18 protein-coding genes are annotated in these 19,028 nt (G+C 69.5%); 11 read left to right on the forward strand and 7 right to left on the reverse strand.

The annotated features are described in order from the left end of the window. Window positions 1-156: 156 nt before the first annotated feature. Window positions 157-990 (reverse strand): L,D-transpeptidase family protein, encoded by an 834-nt coding sequence (locus tag E5671_RS28845; protein ID WP_160506809.1) that lies wholly within the window; start codon window positions 988-990, stop codon window positions 157-159. A 149-nt stretch (window positions 991-1,139) separates the two neighbouring features. On the opposite strand from E5671_RS28845, the gene E5671_RS28850 reads away from it, so the two are divergent. Together E5671_RS28850 and leuE are read left to right on the forward strand one after the other, a co-directional pair. Continuing rightward, entirely contained in the window at window positions 1,140-2,720 is a 1,581-nt protein-coding gene (locus E5671_RS28850; protein ID WP_160506810.1) for an acyl-CoA mutase large subunit family protein, read from the forward strand. A 78-nt stretch (window positions 2,721-2,798) separates the two neighbouring features. Next, window positions 2,799-3,452 carry a leucine efflux protein LeuE gene (leuE, locus tag E5671_RS28855; RefSeq protein ID WP_160506811.1) on the forward strand — a complete coding sequence of 218 codons (654 nt, stop codon included), beginning with the start codon at window positions 2,799-2,801 and terminating at the stop codon, window positions 3,450-3,452. 26 nt (window positions 3,453-3,478) lie between these two features. Here leuE and E5671_RS28860 read toward each other — a convergent pair whose 3' ends face one another. Then, the gene (locus E5671_RS28860) at window positions 3,479-3,943 is read right to left on the reverse strand and encodes a MarR family winged helix-turn-helix transcriptional regulator (protein ID WP_160506812.1); all 465 of its coding nucleotides are present in this window, start codon (window positions 3,941-3,943) and stop codon (window positions 3,479-3,481) included. An 82-nt stretch (window positions 3,944-4,025) separates the two neighbouring features. Between E5671_RS28860 and E5671_RS28865 the strand changes: the two genes are divergently transcribed. After that, window positions 4,026-4,202 (forward strand): hypothetical protein, encoded by a 177-nt coding sequence (locus E5671_RS28865; protein ID WP_160506813.1) that lies wholly within the window; start codon window positions 4,026-4,028, stop codon window positions 4,200-4,202. Here the strand turns inward: E5671_RS28865 and E5671_RS28870 are convergent. The 3 genes from E5671_RS28870 to E5671_RS28880 are packed head-to-tail and all read right to left on the reverse strand — an operon-like array spanning window position 4,186 to window position 7,654. Next, window positions 4,186-5,328 carry an acyltransferase family protein gene (locus E5671_RS28870; protein ID WP_160506814.1) on the reverse strand — a complete coding sequence of 381 codons (1,143 nt, stop codon included), beginning with the start codon at window positions 5,326-5,328 and terminating at the stop codon, window positions 4,186-4,188. The two genes, E5671_RS28865 and E5671_RS28870, sit on opposite strands and share 17 nt — an antisense overlap. Then, window positions 5,325-6,677 (reverse strand): alpha-2,8-polysialyltransferase family protein, encoded by a 1,353-nt coding sequence (locus E5671_RS28875; protein WP_160506815.1) that lies wholly within the window; start codon window positions 6,675-6,677, stop codon window positions 5,325-5,327. Before E5671_RS28875 ends, E5671_RS28870 begins: the two co-directional genes overlap by 4 nt. After that, entirely contained in the window at window positions 6,677-7,654 is a 978-nt protein-coding gene (locus tag E5671_RS28880; protein WP_160506816.1) for a glycosyltransferase, read from the reverse strand. Before E5671_RS28880 ends, E5671_RS28875 begins: the two co-directional genes overlap by 1 nt. Before the next feature lie 198 nt (window positions 7,655-7,852). On the opposite strand from E5671_RS28880, the gene E5671_RS28885 reads away from it, so the two are divergent. The 4 genes from E5671_RS28885 to E5671_RS28900 all read left to right on the forward strand — a co-directional run bounded on the left by E5671_RS28885 (window position 7,853) and on the right by E5671_RS28900 (window position 12,706). Further along, entirely contained in the window at window positions 7,853-9,193 is a 1,341-nt protein-coding gene (locus E5671_RS28885; protein ID WP_160506817.1) for a DUF6716 putative glycosyltransferase, read from the forward strand. Between the two features lie 62 nt (window positions 9,194-9,255). Next, window positions 9,256-10,542 (forward strand): acylneuraminate cytidylyltransferase, encoded by a 1,287-nt coding sequence (locus E5671_RS28890; protein WP_160506818.1) that lies wholly within the window; start codon window positions 9,256-9,258, stop codon window positions 10,540-10,542. Window positions 10,543-10,568: 26 nt separating this feature from the next. Then, the gene (locus tag E5671_RS28895; RefSeq protein ID WP_443032802.1) at window positions 10,569-11,507 is read left to right on the forward strand and encodes an N-acetylneuraminate synthase family protein; all 939 of its coding nucleotides are present in this window, start codon (window positions 10,569-10,571) and stop codon (window positions 11,505-11,507) included. An 86-nt stretch (window positions 11,508-11,593) separates the two neighbouring features. After that, window positions 11,594-12,706: a hypothetical protein gene (locus E5671_RS28900; protein ID WP_160506820.1), complete on the forward strand. Its 1,113-nt coding sequence runs from the start codon at window positions 11,594-11,596 to the stop codon at window positions 12,704-12,706. On the opposite strand, the gene E5671_RS28905 is transcribed toward E5671_RS28900, so the two are convergent. Both E5671_RS28905 and E5671_RS28910 read right to left on the reverse strand, forming a co-directional pair. Continuing rightward, window positions 12,696-12,899 carry a DUF397 domain-containing protein gene (locus E5671_RS28905; protein WP_160506821.1) on the reverse strand — a complete coding sequence of 68 codons (204 nt, stop codon included), beginning with the start codon at window positions 12,897-12,899 and terminating at the stop codon, window positions 12,696-12,698. The two genes, E5671_RS28900 and E5671_RS28905, sit on opposite strands and share 11 nt — an antisense overlap. An 11-nt stretch (window positions 12,900-12,910) precedes the next feature. Further along, complete coding sequence (locus E5671_RS28910) at window positions 12,911-13,762, reverse strand: helix-turn-helix domain-containing protein (protein WP_160506822.1); 852 nt, start codon at window positions 13,760-13,762, stop codon at window positions 12,911-12,913. Window positions 13,763-13,992: 230 nt separating this feature from the next. Here E5671_RS28910 and E5671_RS28915 point away from each other — a divergent pair, with 230 nt between their 5' ends. The 4 genes from E5671_RS28915 to E5671_RS28930 all read left to right on the forward strand — a co-directional run bounded on the left by E5671_RS28915 (window position 13,993) and on the right by E5671_RS28930 (window position 18,927). Continuing rightward, complete coding sequence (locus tag E5671_RS28915; RefSeq protein ID WP_160510473.1) at window positions 13,993-14,496, forward strand: ATP-binding protein; 504 nt, start codon at window positions 13,993-13,995, stop codon at window positions 14,494-14,496. A 588-nt stretch (window positions 14,497-15,084) separates the two neighbouring features. Continuing rightward, window positions 15,085-16,350: a M20 family metallopeptidase gene (locus tag E5671_RS28920; protein WP_160506823.1), complete on the forward strand. Its 1,266-nt coding sequence runs from the start codon at window positions 15,085-15,087 to the stop codon at window positions 16,348-16,350. Window positions 16,351-16,525: 175 nt separating this feature from the next. Beyond that, window positions 16,526-17,662, forward strand: coding sequence for a BMP family lipoprotein (locus tag E5671_RS28925; RefSeq protein WP_160506824.1), 1,137 nt, complete (start codon window positions 16,526-16,528; stop codon window positions 17,660-17,662). Window positions 17,663-17,871: 209 nt separating this feature from the next. Next, window positions 17,872-18,927, forward strand: a complete 1,056-nt coding sequence (locus E5671_RS28930) for a BMP family lipoprotein (RefSeq protein WP_160506825.1) — start codon at window positions 17,872-17,874, stop codon at window positions 18,925-18,927. The last annotated feature ends 101 nt before the right edge of the window (window positions 18,928-19,028 follow it).

Consider the following 19,028-nt stretch of genomic DNA (forward strand, 5'->3'; position numbering starts at 1 on the left):
GACGCAGTAAGAAGTGAGCCGACTGGTCATCGGCCCGCGCACGAGCCAGGGGTTCCCCCCGTACCTTTGGCTCAGTGCCACCAGCGTGGGCGGGAGACGTTCCCCCGATCCCGCCCACGCTGATTAATCCGGCCCCCCCCGCTCAAGCCCCGCGCCTCACTTGTAGACGACGACCTTGTCGCCGTTCTCGACCTGCGCGAACAGGCTCGCGATCTTCTTCTCGTCCCGTACGTTCACACAGCCGTGCGAAGCGCCGTTGTAGCCGGTCGCCGCGAAGTCCGACGAGTAGTGCACGGCCTGACCGCCGCTGAAGAACATCGCGTACGGCATGGCGGTGTCGTAGAGCGTCGAGACGTGGTGGCGGGACTTCCAGTAGACGGTGAACGCGCCGTCGCGCGTCGGCGTGTACTGCGAGCCGAAGCGCACGTCCATCGTCGAGACGACCTTGCCGTCGATCATCCAGGTCAGCGTGCGGCTGGCCTTGCTGATGCACAGGACGCGGCCGGTCAGGCAGCGCTTGTCGGGCTTCGACGCCGGGATGCCGCCCCCGGAGTAGAGCTCGTACTTCGTGGGCTTGCGGGTCATGTCGACCAGCTTCTGCCAGGTGACCGTGTCCGTCGTGCCCGTGCGGGGCAGCCCGCGCTTGCCCTGGAATCCCTTGACCGCGGCCGTCGTGGAGGAGCCGTACGTGCCCGAGGGGTTGTCGAAGAACCAGGCGATCTGCCGGAGCCGGGCTTGCAGCTCACGCACCTGGTCGCCGCGCTGTCCCGGGGCGAGCAGGGTCTTGGGGGCCGGCTTCGGTTCCGGCTTCCGCGCGGGCGTCCCGGACGGCTCATCGGGCCCGGCCGGCTTCGTCTTCGTGGGGGATATCCGGACCGGCTGCGCCTTCCCGTCCGAGTCGACGGCCTGCGCCTTGCATCCGCCCACCAGGGCGACCGTGACCACGGCCCCCACGGCTATCGCACCTCTGCGCACAACGACCCCCGTCATCGCTCGACCGCTCGACAGACTCGCCGAGAGTGTTCCCCGCGAGTGACCACCCCTGAACGTTGCCGCATGCTGGAGGAGCACCGCTATACCGGAGAAGTAACGAAGGATCTCCAAAGGCACGAAGGATCTCTGGCAGGAGGCACAGAACGATGGCGCGTGAGTCGGAGTCCGGACTGCCGTTCGAGCCCGTGTACGGCCCGGAGGCCCTCGAAGGATGGGATCCCGCTACGAAACTGGGCGCGCCGGGTGACTATCCCTTCACGCGTGGCGTGTATCCCTCCATGTACACCGGCCGCCCCTGGACGATGCGCCAGTACGCGGGCTTCGGCACGGCCGTCGAGTCCAACGCCCGCTACAAGCAGCTGATCGCGAACGGCACGGCGGGCCTCTCGGTCGCTTTCGACCTGCCCACGCAGATGGGCCACGACTCGGACGCCCCGATCGCGTCCGGCGAGGTCGGCAAGGTGGGCGTCGCGATCGACTCGGTCGACGACATGCGGATCCTGTTCGGCGGCATCCCGCTGGACAAGGTGTCGACGTCGATGACGATCAACGCCCCCGCCGCCCTGCTGCTCCTGATGTACCAACTGGTCGCCGAGGAACAGGGAGTTGACCCGGGCGAGCTGACGGGCACGATCCAGAACGACGTCCTGAAGGAGTACATCGCGCGCGGCACGTACATCTTCCCGCCCAAGCCGTCGCTGCGCCTGATCGCGGACATCTTCAAGTACTGCCGGGCCGAGATCCCGAAGTGGAACACCATCTCCATCTCCGGCTATCACATGGCCGAGGCGGGCGCGACGCCCGCGCAGGAGATCGCCTTCACCCTCGCCGACGGCATCGAGTACGTCCGCACGGCGGTCGCCGCCGGCATGGACGTGGACGACTTCGCGCCCCGCCTCTCCTTCTTCTTCGTGGCGCGTACGACGCTCTTGGAGGAGGTCGCCAAGTTCCGTGCGGCGCGCAGGATCTGGGCCCGCGTGATGCGCGACGAGTTCGGCGCGAAGAACCCGAAATCCCTGATGCTGCGCTTCCACACGCAGACGGCCGGGGTCCAGCTCACCGCCCAGCAGCCCGAGGTGAACCTCGTCCGGGTCGCGGTCCAGGGCCTGGGCGCGGTGCTCGGCGGCACCCAGTCCCTGCACACGAACTCCTTCGACGAGGCGATCGCGCTGCCGACCGACAAGAGCGCGCGCCTGGCCCTGCGCACACAGCAGGTCCTGGCGTACGAGACGGACGTGACCGCCACGGTCGACCCGTTCGCCGGTTCGTACGTGGTCGAGAAGATGACCGACGACATCGAGGCCGCGACGCTCGGGCTCATGGAGCGCGTCGAGGACTTGGGCGGCGCGGTGGCCGCCATCGAGAACGGCTTCCAGAAGAACGAGATCGAGCGCGCCGCCTACCGCATCGCCCAGGAGACCGACTCCGGCGAACGTGTCGTGGTCGGCGTCAACCGCTTCCAGCTGGACGCCGAGGAGCCCTACGAACCCCTGCGCGTCGACCCCGCCATCGAGGCCCAGCAGGCGGCCCGCCTCGCGAAGCTGCGGGCGGAGCGCGACCAGCGGGCGGTGGACGCGGCGCTCTCGTCGCTCCAGGAGGCGGCGAAGGGGGAGGCCAACGTCCTCTACCCGATGAAGGACGCGCTGCGGGCGCGGGCGACGGTGGGCGAGGTGTGCGACGCGCTGCGGGAGGTGTGGGGGGCGTACGAGCCCTCGGATGTCTTCTGACGGGACCGGACGCGGGCGAGTGTCCGCTGGGCGGACTCCCCGTCCCTCCTGTAGTACGCGCGTGCGACACTCCGCCCCATGCTGGGTGTTACCGATCTTCCGACGTATCTCGCGGGCCTCGCCCTGATCATTCTGCTGCCGGGCCCGAACTCGCTGTACGTGCTCTCCGTCGCCGCGCGCCGCGGCGTACGCACCGGCTATACCGCCGCCGCGGGCGTCTGGTGCGGGGACGCCGTCCTGATGACGCTGTCCGCTGCCGGTGTGGCCACCCTGCTGCAGGCCAACGCGCTGCTGTTCGGGATCGTGAAGTACGCCGGTGCCGGATATCTGACCTGGCTCGCGGTCGGGATGCTGCGGGCGGCCTGGGGGATGTGGCGGGAGCGGCGGCAGCCGGTGGCCGAGACCGGTGCGCAGGCGCAGGAAGGTGCCGGGGAGCGGCCGTTCCGCAGGGCCCTGGTGATCAGCCTGCTCAATCCGAAGGCCATTCTCTTCTTCATCGCCTTCTTCGTGCAGTTCGTCGATCCGGGGTACGCCTATCCCGCGCTCTCCTTCCTCGTGCTCGGGACCTTCGCCCAGGTGGCGAGCGTCCTTTACCTCACCGCCCTGATATTCAGCGGCACGAAGCTGTCGGCCGCGTTCCGCCGCCGCAAGCGGCTCTCGGCGGGAGCCACTTCGGCGGCGGGGGCGCTGTTCCTCGGGTTCGCGGCGAAGCTGTCGCTCGCCAGTGGGTGAGGGACGGTGAGTGACGGCAGAGGGGCTCAGTGGTGCCAGGCCGTGCCTCCCACGTTGTGGATCATGCGCTGGAGCACCTTGAGGGTGCGGACGTACTCCTCGTCCGGGATGCCTTCGTGGATCTCCGCGCGGGTCTTCTGCTGACGTGCGGCGGCGTCGTCCCGGAGCTTGCGTCCCTCGTCGGTGAGGCGGAGGCGGCCCCCGGCGTCCTCGGTGAGCAGGGCGCGGTCGTGCAGAGCTTCGATGTCGTGGTGCAGGGCCCCGTCGCCCACGTTCAGATAGCCGCGCAGGGTGGCCACCACGGCCGCCTTGTCGCGGCCGTCCTCGGCCATGATCTGGTTCAGGATCCACCACTCGGGCTGGGTGAGTCCGAACTCGGCGAGCATGGTGCGGATGTGGTGGACGACGGCTTCGCCCGCGGCCGATGCCCAGTAGCCGATGGGCTGGTCGATGAGGCCTTCGTCGCTGTGGGAGTACGTGAAAGTGTCCATGCCCAGAACGTAGAACCTCAAGCTTGATTGAGGTCAACTGCCTTGGTGGGTGGGCCTGAAGCAGAAACGTAGTCTTGCCCCCATGAACGAAGGCGAGACGTTGGAACGGCTGGTCCAGGAGCTGGTGGACGCCATGGGGGAGGCCGAGGTCGTCATGGGCGAGGCCATGGACGTGGCCCGCGGGGTGGCGGCGGACGACGCCGCCGACACCGCCGCCGACACCGACACCGATATCGGGAGCGTTACTTCCGAATCATGAGCCCGTTCCGGATCAGCGGCGTCAGCCGCTCCTCCACGAAACGGTTCAGGAGCCACGCGAGCAGCAGCATCGCCGCGATCGTCAGGCCGAGGGTCGCGTACGCGGGAAGCCCGAGCCCCCGGTGCAGCGCGCCCACGGTCACCCACCCCAGGTGCTCGTGCACCAGGTAGAACGGGTACGTCAGGGCGCCCGCCACCGTCAGCCACTTCCAGTCGACCCGGTGCAGCGCGCCGAGCGCGATCAGGAGCACCGCGGCGAAGCCCGCCGTCACGACCGCGATGATGCCGAAGGACGTGCGATAGGAGAAGAATTCGGGGTTCGGCGCGTGCCAGAGGCGGGAGACCGCGTAGTGCTGGCCGATCAGCCAGCTCACGCCCACGATGCCCCAGGCCGTGAGGTCCTTGCGGTCGCGGTGGACGAGGTAGATGCCGATGCCGCCGATGAAGAAGGGCGCGTACTCGGGCATGAGGACGAGGTCGAGCAGCGGCTCGTTCGCACCCTCCGCGACGACCGCGGCGAGGGTCCACACCGCGCAGAAGAGGATCACGCGGGCCCGGTTCGCGCCCGGCATGACGACGCAGAGCGCGAACAGCGCGTAGAAGCGCAGCTCGGCCCAGAGAGTCCAGCAGACCCCCAACACCCGGTCCACGCCGAGCGGTTGCTGGAGCATCGTCAGGTTCACCAGGGCGTCGCTCGGCGAGACCGCCTTGTACGCCACGACGGGCAGCGCGAAGACCGCCGTCACCAGGATGATCGCCGCCCAGTAGGAGGGGAGCAGCCGTGACGCGCGCGAGGCGAAGAACGCCCGCAGCGGCCTGCCCCAGCCGCTCATGCAGATCACGAAGCCGCTGATCACGAAGAAGATCTGCACGCCGAGGCAGCCGTACGCGAACCAGTTGTGCGCCGTGGGGAACTGGAGCTGCGGCGAGCTGCCCCAGGCCTCGGAGATCTCGCCGTCGCGGCCTCCGTAGTGGTAGGCCGCGACCATCAGGGCCGCGATGAGCCGCAGCCCGTCCAGGGCTCTGAGACGGGGCCGCGCACGCCGGACGGTAGGGGTCGTGATCGTGAGCGCGAGACTGTCCGCCCCCGAAGACTTCTTCGGGAGCGTGGTTCCGGGAGAGGTCATCCGAGTGCGGTCCGCTTGATGGAGCGCTGGACCGAACGGGCGCGGCGCGCGACCCTGCGTACGGCCGCGTTGCGCGGGATGAACGAGAGCTGCGTGGGCAGCGCTCCGGGCAGGGCGAGGGCCGTGAGGCGGCGCCGCTTGAAGTAGCGCCAGGTGTGCGGGGTGAGGTGTGTCGAGAGGTAGCTCTCGGCCTCCTCGCGCCGGCGCGGGTAGATCTGCGGCTGCATGGCGAAGCCGACGGCGACGAGCAGCTCACCCAGGTCGGCGACCGGCATGCCCGGCTGGCGCCCGGTGACCGCGCCCTTGTCGGCGAGGTCGGGGATCAGGGCGTCCACGATGGTGACGGGGACGCGGTTGCTGTTCTGGTAGGGCGCGAGCCGCTCCAGGAGGGTCTCCGTGCCGGTGCGGGCGACCGGCAGGCCGTACAGCGCGGAGGCGGTGAGCAGCGCGGTCGAGAAGCAGCCGATGACGAGCGCGGGCCGCATCCGCTGGTACAGGACCTCGGCGAGGACCGGCGAGTCGAGGACGGTCAGCTCCACGCCGATCGCCTCCGCCTCCTTCTCCAGCATGCGCGACCAGCGGGCCGGTGCCGTCGGGTGCGGCTTGAACACCACGCGCGTATGGCCGAGTTCGGCGGCGCCGCGCACCATGCGCACATGCAGCTCCTCCTCTTCCTCGGCGGTCAGGATGGAGAGGGCGGAGAGGTACTGGCCGAGGAGCAGGGCGGGTTCGGCGATGTCGGGGATGTCCGCGGCATCGGCCTCCGCGAGGCGGTCGAGCACCTTCACGAACGCGTCGGTCGGCACGATCTCCGGCTCCACGCCGAACTCGGTCAGGAGCAGCGGGGTCAGGCCGGGCACCAGGTCCAGGTGAAGCAGGCGCCGCACCCGCGTGCCGACCAGCGGGTCGATCTTGTTGCGGGTCGGGCCGTAGCTCATCAGGCCGTCCGCGTAGACGTCCACGGGCGCGCCCGTGAAGATCTGCGTGAGGGCCAGGGCCGGGTTGACCTGGATCGACTCGACGGCCAGCTCGATGTCGTCGTCACCGAGGTCCCACAGGAGCCGGATGTACCGCTCCCACATCGGGATGTCGTCCGACCGGGGGGCCCAACCGCCCGGATGAAAAGGGGAGATGGCCTCGTTCCACGAACGTACGTCGTCGAAGCGGTCACGCAGCTGCGCGAAACCCGGCATCTCGTCCACGGCGACCGTCGTCTCCGGCGTCGCCGCGTTGTTGCTGACGAGCAGCAGCCGCCGGTCGGCGGGACCGAAGCGGTCCGCGTCGATCGCGGCGGCCAGCGTCGCGGTGCCGTACAGCGTGGACGCGAGGAAGATCTGCGTCGTCGCCATTACGCGGCCACCTCCGCCGACACCGGGCGCCGGCGCAGCCGGCGAAGGCGGGTCGCCCGCTGTATGTCCATGGAGTCGAGGGCGTCGTCGAGAACGCCCTGCGGCATCCGCTTCAGGGCGGCCGCGCTCAGTGACTTCAATTTCCGCGCCACTTGTGGCTCGAACCTTTCGATGGATCCCAGATGGTGGGAAATGATCGCGCAGTAAGTACGGACTGCCTTCGGCAGGAGTTTGTCCGCTTCCCGGTCCTCGGCTGTTTCGCGGATCACCTGGTCGAATGCCCGGATGAAATCGAGCTGTCGTACGTCGCCGATCTGCGTCAGTGACGAGGCGACCCCGCGCCGGTAGAACACGCCGAGAAGGCCCACCGCGGCGAAGGATTCCGCCTCGCGGTGCAGCCGCCAGATCCAGGGCCGGTCCTCCGCGGTGCGCAGGCCGTCCGTGAAGTGAAGCAGGCCCCGGTCGGCCAGGCGCCGGTGGTAGATGCCCGCCCAGGCGTACGCGTAGTCGACGGACGTCGAGCGGTCGGCGGGCAGGATGACGTCCCGCGGCGGCATGACGACACCGCGCCTGCCGTGCGGGACACGGTGGATGCTGCGGGCCCGGGCGGTGCACTGCACATGGTCGGTACGCACGAAGTCGCAGCCCAACTGCTCGATGGCCGCGACGAGTTGGGCGTAGTAACCGGGGGCGAGCCAGTCGTCACCGTCCAGGAAGGTGAGGTACTCGCCGCGCGCCGCGTCAAGGCCCGTGTTGCGGGCGGTCGCCAGACCGCCGTTCGTCTCATGTCTGAGATGGACGGCGCCGGGCAGCTCGCGCGCGGCACGCTCCAGGATCTCTGGAGTCTCATCCTTCGAACAGTCGTCGACGAGAATGAATTCGAAGTCTTCACGTGCGTTCGCTCGCAGACTCCTCAAGGTGTCGGGCGCGTATTGCTGCACGTTGTAGAACGGCACGATGACGGAGAGCTTAACCACGTGGGTGACGTTAGGTGTCGGCCCGGCATTCGTCTTGGCCGAAGGTGAGATGTCAGGTGAACGACGCATGGCGGAATGGTTAACCCGCCTGCTTACCGGTGGTTTCCCGGGCTGATTCGCCATTCGTCGGCGTGCTGTTAACCGTTTGTTGCACCTGAGTTGGGCCGCCAATCTCAATGCCTTCCTAGCGTCCTTCCTGTGCCAGTAAGCAACAGCGGGACGACACGGATCACCGTGCTCGCCGACTCCGACACCCGGTGGAAATGGGGTGCGCTCACCGCGAGCCGCCTCACGGGTGAGGGAGCGGACACGCGCCTCGACGGACGCCTCCTCCGCGGCAGGGCCACGCCCACCGTCCGGCAGCTCGAAGAGGTCGGGGTGCGCGCGGACTCGCTCCGCGAGGTCACCGCCGTCGAGTTCCTGCGCGAGGTGGAGCGCGACGCGCCCGACGTGATCGTGCTCGCCCTCGTGGGCGGCGCGGTCCAGGCGGTGCTGCACGGGCTCGCCCGTATAGCGGAGGGGTCCGTCGGCAGCAGGCGCCCTGTCGTCGTCACCGGCTATGTCGGCGTCGTCTACGAGAAGCTCGCCGACGGCCTGCTGCTTCGGCACGGCGCGGACGTCGTCCTCGCCAACTCCCGTCAGGACGCGGAGCGTTTCCGCGCCGTGTACGAGGGAGTGGGCGCCGACGCGTCGGGTGTCGTGGAGAGCGCGCTGCCGTTCCTCGGCGGCGCTGCCTATCTCGAAAAGGACCAGAAGCACGACCCGGAAACGGCCGACCCGTACACGGTCGTCTTCGCCGCGCAGCCCTCCGTGCCCGACAGCCGCGCGCACCGGACGTACCTGCTGCGCCGCATGGTCGAGCACGCTCGGCTCCACCCGGACCGCGAGGTCCTGATCAAGCTGCGCAGCAAGCCCGGCGAACACACCACGCACATCGAGGAACTGCCCTACCAGAAGCTCGCCAAGGGCGAGGACCTGCCGCCCAACTGCCGCCTCGTGTACGGGAACATGGGTGAGGTCCTCGACCGCACCGACCTGCTCGTCACGGTCAGCTCCACCGCCGCGCTCGAATCCCTGCACCGCCGCATTCCCACCGCTGTCCTCACCGACCTCGGGGTGCGCGAGGCGCTCGGCAACCACCACTTCATCGGCTCCGGATGCCTGGCGTCCTGGGACGAGATCGACGCGGGGTACAGCCCCGAGGCCGCTCCGGAGTGGGTCGCACGGCAGGGCGTCGCGCCCGACGGGACGTACGCGAAGGCGTTCGACGCGGCACGTGAGCGCGTCGCGGAGCTTCTGGCGCAGCCCGCACTGCCGCCCATCGCCCCGTACTACAGCCTCACCACCGCCCCCGGCTACCTCCCCGGCATCCTGGCCCGCCACCACCTCGGCCCGGACGGTGCCCCGCTTCCCGGCGCCCCCGCGGCGGACCGTGAGCCCGGCCCCGTGCGCCAGGCCGTCCGCAGCGCGGCGCGCGGCGCCTACCGGCACGGGGTGCAGCGCGTGGCCCCCGTCATCCGGCGGATGGGCGAGCTGTGAACCGCGGGCGAGCTGTGAACCGCGGGCGAGCCGTGATCCCCCACCCCTCTCAAGGAGCCCCCATGTCCCACCCCGCCCCAGGGAGCGCGCCAGCGCGCCGTGTCCTCGCCGTCATCCCGGCCCGCGGCGGCTCCAAGGGCGTGCCCGCCAAGAACCTCGCCCCGGTCGGCGGCGTGCCCCTGGTGGCGCGCGCCATCCGCGAGTGCCTGGCCGCGCGGCTCGTCACGGACGTCGTCGTCTCGACGGACGACCACGTGATCGCCGAGGCCGCGCGCTCGGCCGGCGCCGAGGTGGTCCTGCGGCCCGCGGCGATCGCGGGGGACACCGCGACCAGCGAGGCGGCCGTCCTGCACGCGATGGACGCGTACGAGGCGCTGCACTCCGTCGCGGTGGACGTGGTCCTGCTCGTGCAGTGCACCAGCCCCTTCATCGTCCGCGAGGACGTCGACGGAGTGGTCGGCTCGATCATCGACGGCGGCGCCGACACGGCGCTGACCGTCGCGCCCTTCCACGGCTTCGTGTGGCGGGACGCCGACGACGAGCCCGCGGCCCTCGACGCGCGGCGCACCGGTGAGGTGGGCGGCACCACGAAGGTCGCCAACTCCACTGCCACCGACGGCGGTTACGGCGTCAACCACGACAAGTCCTTCCGCCCGCGCCGCCAGGACCGCCCCCAGGACCTCCTGGAGACCGGCGCGGTCTACGCGATGGACGTGTCCGGCTTCCGTGAGCACAAGCACCGCTTCTTCGGCCGCACGGAGCTGGTCCGCACGGACCCCGCGCGCGTCCTGGAGATCGACGACCCGCACGACCTCGCCCGAGCCCGGGCGCTCGCGCCCCTCTTCGACTCCGGCCGGGCCGACGCCCTTCCGACCCGCGACGACATCGACGCGGTCGTACTCGACTTCGACGGCACCCAGACGGACGACAGGGTGCTGATCGACTCCGAAGGACGGGAGTTCGTCTCCGTGCACCGCGGGGACGGCCTCGGCATCGCGGCCCTGCGTGACGCAGGCATCCCGCTGCTGATCCTGTCCACGGAACAGAACCCGGTCGTCGCCGCGCGGGCCCGGAAGCTGAAGCTTCCCGTCCTGCACGGCATCGACCGCAAGGACCTCGCACTCAAGCAGTGGTGCGAGGAGCAGGGCATCGCTCCCGAGCGCGTGCTCTACGTCGGAAACGACGTCAACGACCTCCCGTGCTTCGGCCTCGTCGGCTGGCCGGTGGCGGTCGCGAGCGCCCACGACGTCGTACGCGGCGCCGCACGCGCGGTCACCGCTCTCCCCGGTGGTGACGGCGCGATCCGAGAGATCGCCGCATGGATCCTCGGCCCCTCCCTCAACAAGTAAGGAAAGTTCCTGCCATGAGCTCTACGATCTCCAACTCCCGTCTGCGCACCTTCGGTTCGAAGACGGCCGGACCCGGTCAGCCCGTCTACATCACCGGCGAGATCGGCATCAACCACAACGGCGAGCTCGACAACGCGCTCGCGCTGATCGACGTGGCCGCCGACGCCGGCTGCGACGCGGTCAAGTTCCAGAAGCGCACCCCGGAGATCTGCACCCCGCGCGACCAGTGGGACATCGAGCGCGACACCCCCTGGGGCCGGATGACGTACATCGACTACCGCCACCGCGTGGAGTTCGGCGAGTCCGAGTACCAGGCCATCACCGAGCACTGCAAGAAGCGCGGCATCGACTGGTTCGCGTCCCCGTGGGACACCGAGGCTGTCGCCTTCCTGGAGAAGTTCGACCTGCCCGCCCACAAGGTCGCCTCCGCCTCCCTCACGGACGACGAGCTGCTGCGCGCCCTGCGCGCCACGGGCCGCACGGTCATCCTCTCCACGGGCATGTCGACCCCGAAGCAGATCCGCCACGCGGTAGAGGTGTTGGGCTCCGACAACATCCTGATGTGCCACGCCACGTCGACGTACCCGGCGCAGGCGGAGGAGCTCAACCTCCGCGTCATCAACACCCTCCAGGCCGAGTACCCGAACGTCCCGATCGGCTACTCCGGTCACGAGACGGGCCTGCAGACCACCCTCGCGGCGGTCGCCCTCGGCGCCACGTTCGTCGAGCGCCACATCACCCTCGACCGCGCCATGTGGGGCTCGGACCAGGCGGCGTCGGTGGAGCCCCAGGGCCTCACGCGCCTCGTGCGCGACATCCGCACCATCGAGGCCTCCCTCGGTGACGGCGTCAAGAAGGTCTACGAGTCGGAGCTGGGCCCGATGAAGAAGCTGCGCCGCGTCGCGGGCGTCGTCGCGGAGGCCGACGCGGCCGAGGCGGCCGAGCACGAGCCGGTCGCGGTCTGAGCGCGCAAGCGCTCTTAACGGGACCTTTCACCGGGAGTCCTGTGGCCCCCGGGACCCCCACAAGGACAGGACACGGTCATACGACGATGAGCCCCCGACCCGGGCCGACGGCCCCCACAGCTGCGGCGCCCACCACCCTGGCGTTCGTAGAGAGCCCTGTGCAGCTCCTCAACGTCCTTGAGTGGGCGCATTCGGCAGGGGCGACCGGCCCGGCCGGGGGTCTCACCGTCGTCGTCCTCTCCCCGAACGACCCCATGACCCGGGGCCAGTTGCGCCGCATGGCCCAGCTGGCCCGTGACGAGGGCCTGAACGTCCGCTGGGAGGAGGCGCGCGGCGGCGCGGCTGCTCCCTTCCAGACCATCGGCGGCCTGACGGGCTCGCTGCGGGCGGCGGACAGGATCGTGATCGGCGACCCGTTCTCACGCTACGTACAGCTGCTCCTGACCATCACGCGGGCCCGCTCGCTGGTGGTCGTGGACGACGGAACGGCCACGATGGAATTCGTGGCGCAGCTGGCAGCCGGGGAACGGCTGGTGCGCTGGCACCGCAGGGGCGGCCGCCCGGGCGCACGCGACATCGCCTTCGCCCCGATCTCGGCCTCCGCCCGGCGCCGCCTGACGCCGGGCGGCAAGCGCAAGGTGGAGGTCTTCTCGTCCATGCCGATCGAGAAGGCTCCGGAGGGCGTGGCCGTGACGGCCAACACCTTCGCGTGGACGCGGGAACGGTTCGGCCCGCCGCGGGTGTCCAAGGGGGCGGACCTGGTGGGCACCTCGCTGGTGGAGACGGGCGTGGTGGACCTGGACCGCTACGTGGAGGCGGTCCGCTCCTTGTCCCGGGCCCACGGCGCGACGCGCTATTTCGCACACCGCCGCGAGAGCTCCGAGAAACTCCACCGCCTGGCGGTGGAGACGGGCTTGCAGGTGGTACGCCCGGACCTGCCGCTGGAACTGATCGCCCGACGGGGCCCGATCGGCCGAACGATCCTGAGCTTCCCGTCGACGGTGGTCCACACCTTGCCCCTGGCCCTGGCGGGCACGGAGGTCCGAGTCGCGGTCTGCGACATCGACCCGGCGTGGCTGACGGAAAACGCCTCGCCGAGGGCGCAGGGCTTCTTGTCAGGCGTAACGGGAACGGCCCGGGACGTACACCGCCTGGCGTCGGTGGCTTCCCCGGCACAGGGGGTCGTGGCTACGGCGTGACGTCCGCCTTGGCCTTGATCACCGCGATGAGGGCGGCGAGCTGGGGGCGGGCGGTGGTGAGGATCTCCTCCGGGGTGTCGCTTTCTCGGAGGTGGATGGTGTGGGAGGGGCCGGGGGCTATGTAGAGGCAGGAGGAACCTTCCTCGCTGTAGGTGGACTTCTGCCAGTTCGGCTTCGGGCTCGGTTCGGTCATGGGCGTGCCTTTCACAGGGCCTGGGCGATGCGGTGGATGAGCTCGCGGGACGCGGCGGGCTCCAGGGAGACCTTCTCCATGCGATCCAGTACGAGTCGGTACTTCTCCAACTGTGCGACCGCGTCGATGAGTTCGCTCCCGTGTGCGGTATCGAGCTGGACGGTGTCGAGTGTGGTGACGGGGCCGTAGGCGTAGTCGACACCGTGTCCGGTGGTGGGAAACGACGTGCCCCCGAAGGGAATGACGCGAAGCGTCAGAGCGGGCCGGTGGCTGACCTCGGTGAGGTGGTCGAGCTGGCTCCGCGCCACATCCCGGCCGCCGAACTGCATGCGCAGCGCGGCCTCGTGGACGATCGCGGTGTACGGGAGCGGCGTCTCCCGGTGCAGCACGGCCTGTCGCTTGATGCGGTGAGAGATGCGGTACTCGATCTCGTGCGGCCGCAAGGCGGGGACGACTTCGCGGAAGAGTGCGCGGGCGTGCTCGGGGGTCTGGAGCAGCCCGGGGATGTTGATCACCTGTGCCACACGCAGCGCGGTGGCGTGCTGCTCCATCTCCGAGAGGTCCAGGAGACGGGCGGGGAGCGTGTTCCGGTACTCCTCCCACCAGCCGCGCGTGCGGTCGGCGGCCATCTCGGCGAGCGAGTCGACAAGGGGCTGGTCGGCGCAGTCGTAGATCTGGGCGAGTGTGTGCACGCGGTCGGCGCTGACGCCGAACCGGTTGGCCTCGATATTGCTGACTTGGGCCTGGGTGGTGCCCAGCGCGCGGGCAGCCTCGACGGCGGTCATCCCCGCCCGCTCGCGCAGCCGGCGCAGCTCGACGCCGATGCGTAGGCGTCGGGCTGAGGGGGCGGTCCTGAGTGCCATGTCCTCGCTCCGTTTCGTACTCCTGGTGTGGTCGTCACTCACACGAGGGCAATAGCTGAAGGTTTTGCAGAGTTCTGCAAAACCTTCAGGTGCCGCAGTCTACGGTTTGACCAAGCCGCCCAACTGGCCTTGCCAGTAAGCCGGAAGTGCACCGCGTGGTCATGCGCGACATGCCACCGCCCGGCACGGTTCCGAAGGGCGTATCGACCTCAGCCGCACTGGAGGCGTCCATGGTCACCGTCACGGTATCTCCGCCCACGATCCCCAACTGGCCCGCGCCCGAAGTCTGGTCGTACGCCCTCCACTTGCCCCACGATCCACGCGCCCCGCGCATCGCGCGGCAGACGCTGCGGGCGGTGCTTTCCGGGTACGGCCTCGGGGAGCTGACAGACGCCGCCGAACTGCTGACCTCGGAACTGGTCACCAACGCCTACCGGCACACGCGAGGCCCGGCCGCGCTGCGGCTGCGGGGCCTGGGTGGTGGTCGGGGGGTACGGGTCGGCGTCTGGGACACGGACCCGCACATCCCACCCCCATTCAGCAGGACACCGACGGGGCTGCCGCCCCTAGCCGAGGAAGCGGAGGGCGGCCGGGGGCTGCGCCTGGTGGCGGAGTGGGCGACGGCGTGGGGCGGCTTCCCCCTGGGCGATGACTTGTTCGGCCAGAGGGGAAAGGTGCTGTGGGTCGAGTGCCGCTACGCGGCGCCAAGGGGGCTTCGCTGCACCGGGGGCTGAATCGGTTACCGGGGCCGCCCGGTTGTCCTGAGGTTGACGGTTCCGGGCCGGAAGGCCCGGTCGACGGCCGCTTGACGAGACCGGTGCCCACCCCCAGAGCGACCGCGCACCCCTGCCACCTGGCGCCCTCCCCCGACGAGCCAGTCCGCACCCGGCAGGAATACGGAATGCGACGAGGGCCGGCGCCGCGAGCGCCGGGCCGATGGATGAACGTACGCGCATGCTCCTGTCCCTCCGTGGTACCCGTGGAGGGCCCGGCGAGTCCCGGCGAGTCCCGGCGAGTCCCGGCGAGTCCCGGCGAGTCCCGGCGAGTCCCGGCGAGGACCGGCGGCAGCTGTCCTCTGGTGCCGCCGGACCCCCTGCCACTGGTTCGGGGAACGGCGCCCGCTGGATTGCGTACGGCGGGGGCGGGGCGAGCAAGCGCGTATGACCAGCCCTTATCCCCCGGAAGGGCAGGGAGTGTACCCACCTCAACCAGCGCCCATGCGCTACGCGGCCACTTTTTCTTACCCTATCGGGCTGAACTTTTGTTGATCGTGGGTCAGTTGACCCGCACGCCGCCCTACCCTTCAGAGGGTGAACCAACTGATGTCACAAGAGTCCGAGCGAGGGTCCGGGGCCGATCTGCCCGGGGAAGCAGCGGGGGACGCCCCCGGGGAAGCAGTACTCCCCGGTGCGCTCCCAGAAGCCTTGCGCGCCGAACTCATCGCATTCCGCCGCGACTTGCACATGCACCCCGAGCTCGGAAACCAGGAGTTCCGCACCACCGCGGCCCTCAAGGCCCGGCTCGAACGCGCGGGGCTCGAACCCCGCGTACTGGACATCGGTACGGGGCTCATCTGTGACATCGGCACGGGTGAACAAGAGGGCCGAGCGCGCCCCATGCTCGCCCTGCGCGCCGACATCGACGCGCTGCCCATCCCGGACACCAAGCTCGGCGCCCCGTACCGCTCCACCGTGCCCGACCGCGCCCACGCCTGTGGGCACGACGTGCACACCACCGTCGTGCTCGGGGCGGGGCTCGTCCTCGCCGAGCTCGCGAAGCACGGGCAACTGCCGCAGCCCGTACGGCTGATCTTCCAGCCCGCCGAGGAAGTCCTGCCCGGCGGTGCGCCAGACGCCATCGAGTCGGGTGTGCTCGAAGGAGTCGGCCGCATCATCGGCGTGCACTGTGATCCCCGCGTCGACGCCGGGAAGATCGGCCTGCGGCACGGACCCATCACCTCCGCCTGCGACCGGCTGGAGGTGTCGCTGGACGGCGCCGGCGGACACACCGCCCGGCCCCACCTCACCACCGACCTCGTCACCGCCGCCGCCAAGGTCGTCACCGAGGTCCCCGCCCTGGTCGCCCGGCGTATCGACGCCCGCTCGGGGCTCGCGGTGACCTGGGGCCGCATCGAGTCCGGGCACGCCTGCAACGTCATCCCGCAGCACGCCGAACTCTCCGGCACCGTCCGCTGCCTCGACCTCACCGCCTGGCGGAAGGCGCCCGACCTGGTGCACGGAGCCATCCAGGAGATCGCCGACCTGTACCGCGCCAAGTCCGAGGTGAACTACATCCGGGGCGTCCCTCCCGTCGTGAACGACCCGGACGTGACCGATCTGTTGAGCGAGGCCATGCGCCTGCGCCTCGGCCCGCACTCCGTCGAGGACACCGAACAGAGCCTCGGGGGAGAGGATTTTTCCTGGTATCTCGAGCACGTTCCCGGCGCCATGGCCCGCCTCGGTGTCCGTACGCCCGGCGAGCGCACCGTCCGCGATCTGCACCAGGGCGACTTCGACGCGGACGAGTCGGCGATCACCGTGGGCGTCGAGATGTTCACCGCCGCCGCGCTGCTCGACGGGGCGCGGTAGGTAACCACCGCTATCGGCCGGTTACGGCGGACCCGTTCACCCGGACGTAACCGGCCCTCGGCACGAATAGGTAACGGCAGTGCGAAACCCCGTTCCCCTCCCTTTCTACGCGCGTTACTGTGCGCCGAAATCAGGCCCATCAAGGGTGCTTTGGGGAACGTGAGGGGTGCGTCCTATGCGTCTTCGTCGAGGATCTTGTGGAACCCGTGGAACCCGTGGAAGCCGTGGAAGCCGAGGATCGAGGGCCTCCCAAGTGGCCGTCGTGGTGGCGTCCCTCGCCCTCGCGGCCTCAGCGTGCGGCAAGACCAGCAGCGAGGCGTCATCGGAGGACGAGGGCAAGGACGGCAAGTCCGGGAACTCCTCGAAGTACAAGGCCAAAGGCATCGGTCTCGCCTACGACATCGGCGGCCAGGGCGACCAGTCGTTCAACGACGCCGCCTACGCCGGATACGCGAAGGCCCGCAAGGACTTCAAGATCGGCGGCGTCGACATGGAGCCGGGCGACGGCGAGTCCAGTGCCGACAAGGTGCAGCGGATCGAGCAGCTGGCCAAGCAGGGCTACAACCCGGTCGTCGGTGTCGGCTACATCTACGCCCCCGCCATCAAGGAGGCCGCGGCGAAGTTCCCGAAGACCACCTTCGGGATCATCGACGACAACACCGTCAAGGCCGACAACGTCTCCGATCTCGTGTTCCATGAGGAGCAGGGGTCCTATCTGGCGGGCGTCGCCGCCGCGAAGGCCACCAAGGCCGATCACGTCGGGTTCATCGGCGGCGTGGACATCCCGCTCATCCACAAGTTCGAGGCCGGCTTCGTGCAGGGCGTCAAGGACACGAACCCCAAGGTCAAGGTCGAGAAGCAGTACCTGACCGAGAAGCCCGAGGACGGCGGCTTCAGCAGCCCCGACAAGGGGCAGAACGCGGCCAGCGGGCAGATCGAGTCGGGCGCCGACGTGCTCTACCACGCGGCGGGCCTCTCCGGGCAGGGCGTGATCCAGGAGGCCGGCTCCCAGAAGGTGTGGGCGATCGGCGTCGACTCCGACCAGTACAAGCAGAAGGCCCTCGCCAAGTACAAGGACTACATCCTCGGCTCGGCCCTCAAGGACGTCGGCGGGGCTGTGTACGACCTGACGAAGTCCGTCGTCGAGGGCAAGCCGATCACGGGCGAGCAGCGCTACGACCTCAAGTCGGGCCGCGTCGGGTTCGCCGACTCGAACCCGAAGTACACGGCGATGAAGGACGTGGTCGCCGCCGTGGAGAAGGCCGAGAAGGACATCGTCGACGGCAAGATCACCGTCAAGACCACGCCGTAGCCCAGCGAGCGAGGAGTGGGGCGCCCCGCGAAGTACGGGGCGCCCCACAGTGCGTACATGCTCCCGCAACCTCGCGGCCACAGCTCGATAACGGACGGGACAGAAGGGTTCTTATGTCAGGTCTACGCGCGTTACGCTGCGGCGAAATCAGCGCCAGGTGAGGCGCTCGTACGTGCTTGTGCTTGCTTGTACATAAGGAGTTCCTCTCTATGCGCCGGGTTTCCCGAATTGCCGCAGCGGGCGCAGCCGCCGCCGCACTCGCCGTTTCCGCCACCGCCTGCGGCGGTACGTCCAGCGACGCCGCAGGCTCCAAGAGCGGCGGCAAGAGCAAGGGCGTCGCCATCGCGTACGACGTCGGCGGCAAGGGCGACCAGTCCTTCAACGACGCCGCGACCGCCGGCATGGACAAGGCCGCCAAGGACCTGAAGATCGGCAAGAAGGCCGTCGAGCCGAGCGACGGGGAGTCCGACGCCGACAAGACGCAGCGCCTGACCGAGCTGGTCAAGCAGGGCTACAACCCGGTGATCGGCGTCGGTTACGCCTACGCCCCCGCGGTCAAGGAAGTCTCCGCCAAGTACCCGAAGGTCACCTTCGGCATCGTCGACGACGAGACGGTCAAGGCCAAGAACGTGGCCGACCTGGTCTTCAGCGAGCAGGAGGCCTCGTACCTCGCGGGCGTCACCGCCGCCAAGACGACCAAGAGCAAGACCGTCGGCTTCGTCGGCGGCGTGGACGTACCGCTGATCCACAAGTTCGAGGCGGGCTACGTCCAGGGCGTCAAGGACACGAACCCCAAGGTCAAGGTCGTCAAGCAGTACCTGACGGAGAAGGCCGAGGACGGCGGCTTCACCAGCCCCGACAAGGGCAAGACCGCCGCGCAGGGCCAGATCGAGGACGGCGCCGACGTGGTCTACCACGCCGCCGGTCTCTCCGGTCAGGGCGTCATCGAGGCCGCTGCCGCCAAGAAGGTCTGGGCGATCGGCGTCGACTCCGACCAGTACAAGCAGGACGCGCTCGCCAAGTACAAGAAGTACATCCTGACCTCCGCGACGAAGGATGTCGCCGGTTCGGTGTACAACCTGGCGAAGTCCGTCGCCGAGGACAACGCCGAGGGCGGCGTCGTCCGCGCCGACCTGAAGTCCGGTGGCGTCGCGCTCGCCGACTCGAACCCCGAGTTCAAGAAGATGGCCGATCTCCAGGCCGCCCTGAAGAAGGCCGAAGAGGGCATCACCAGCGGCAAGATCAAGGTCAAGGCGACGCCGTAACGACTGCCGTAACGACCGTCGTGACGGCCGCGGTGACCGCCTCCACGGCGGTCGCCGCAGCCGTAACAACAGCGTGATGGTCGCGGAACGGGGTGTGGGGG

The organism is Streptomyces sp. BA2, from assembly GCF_009769735.1.
Taxonomy (GTDB): Bacteria; Actinomycetota; Actinomycetes; order Streptomycetales; family Streptomycetaceae; genus Streptomyces.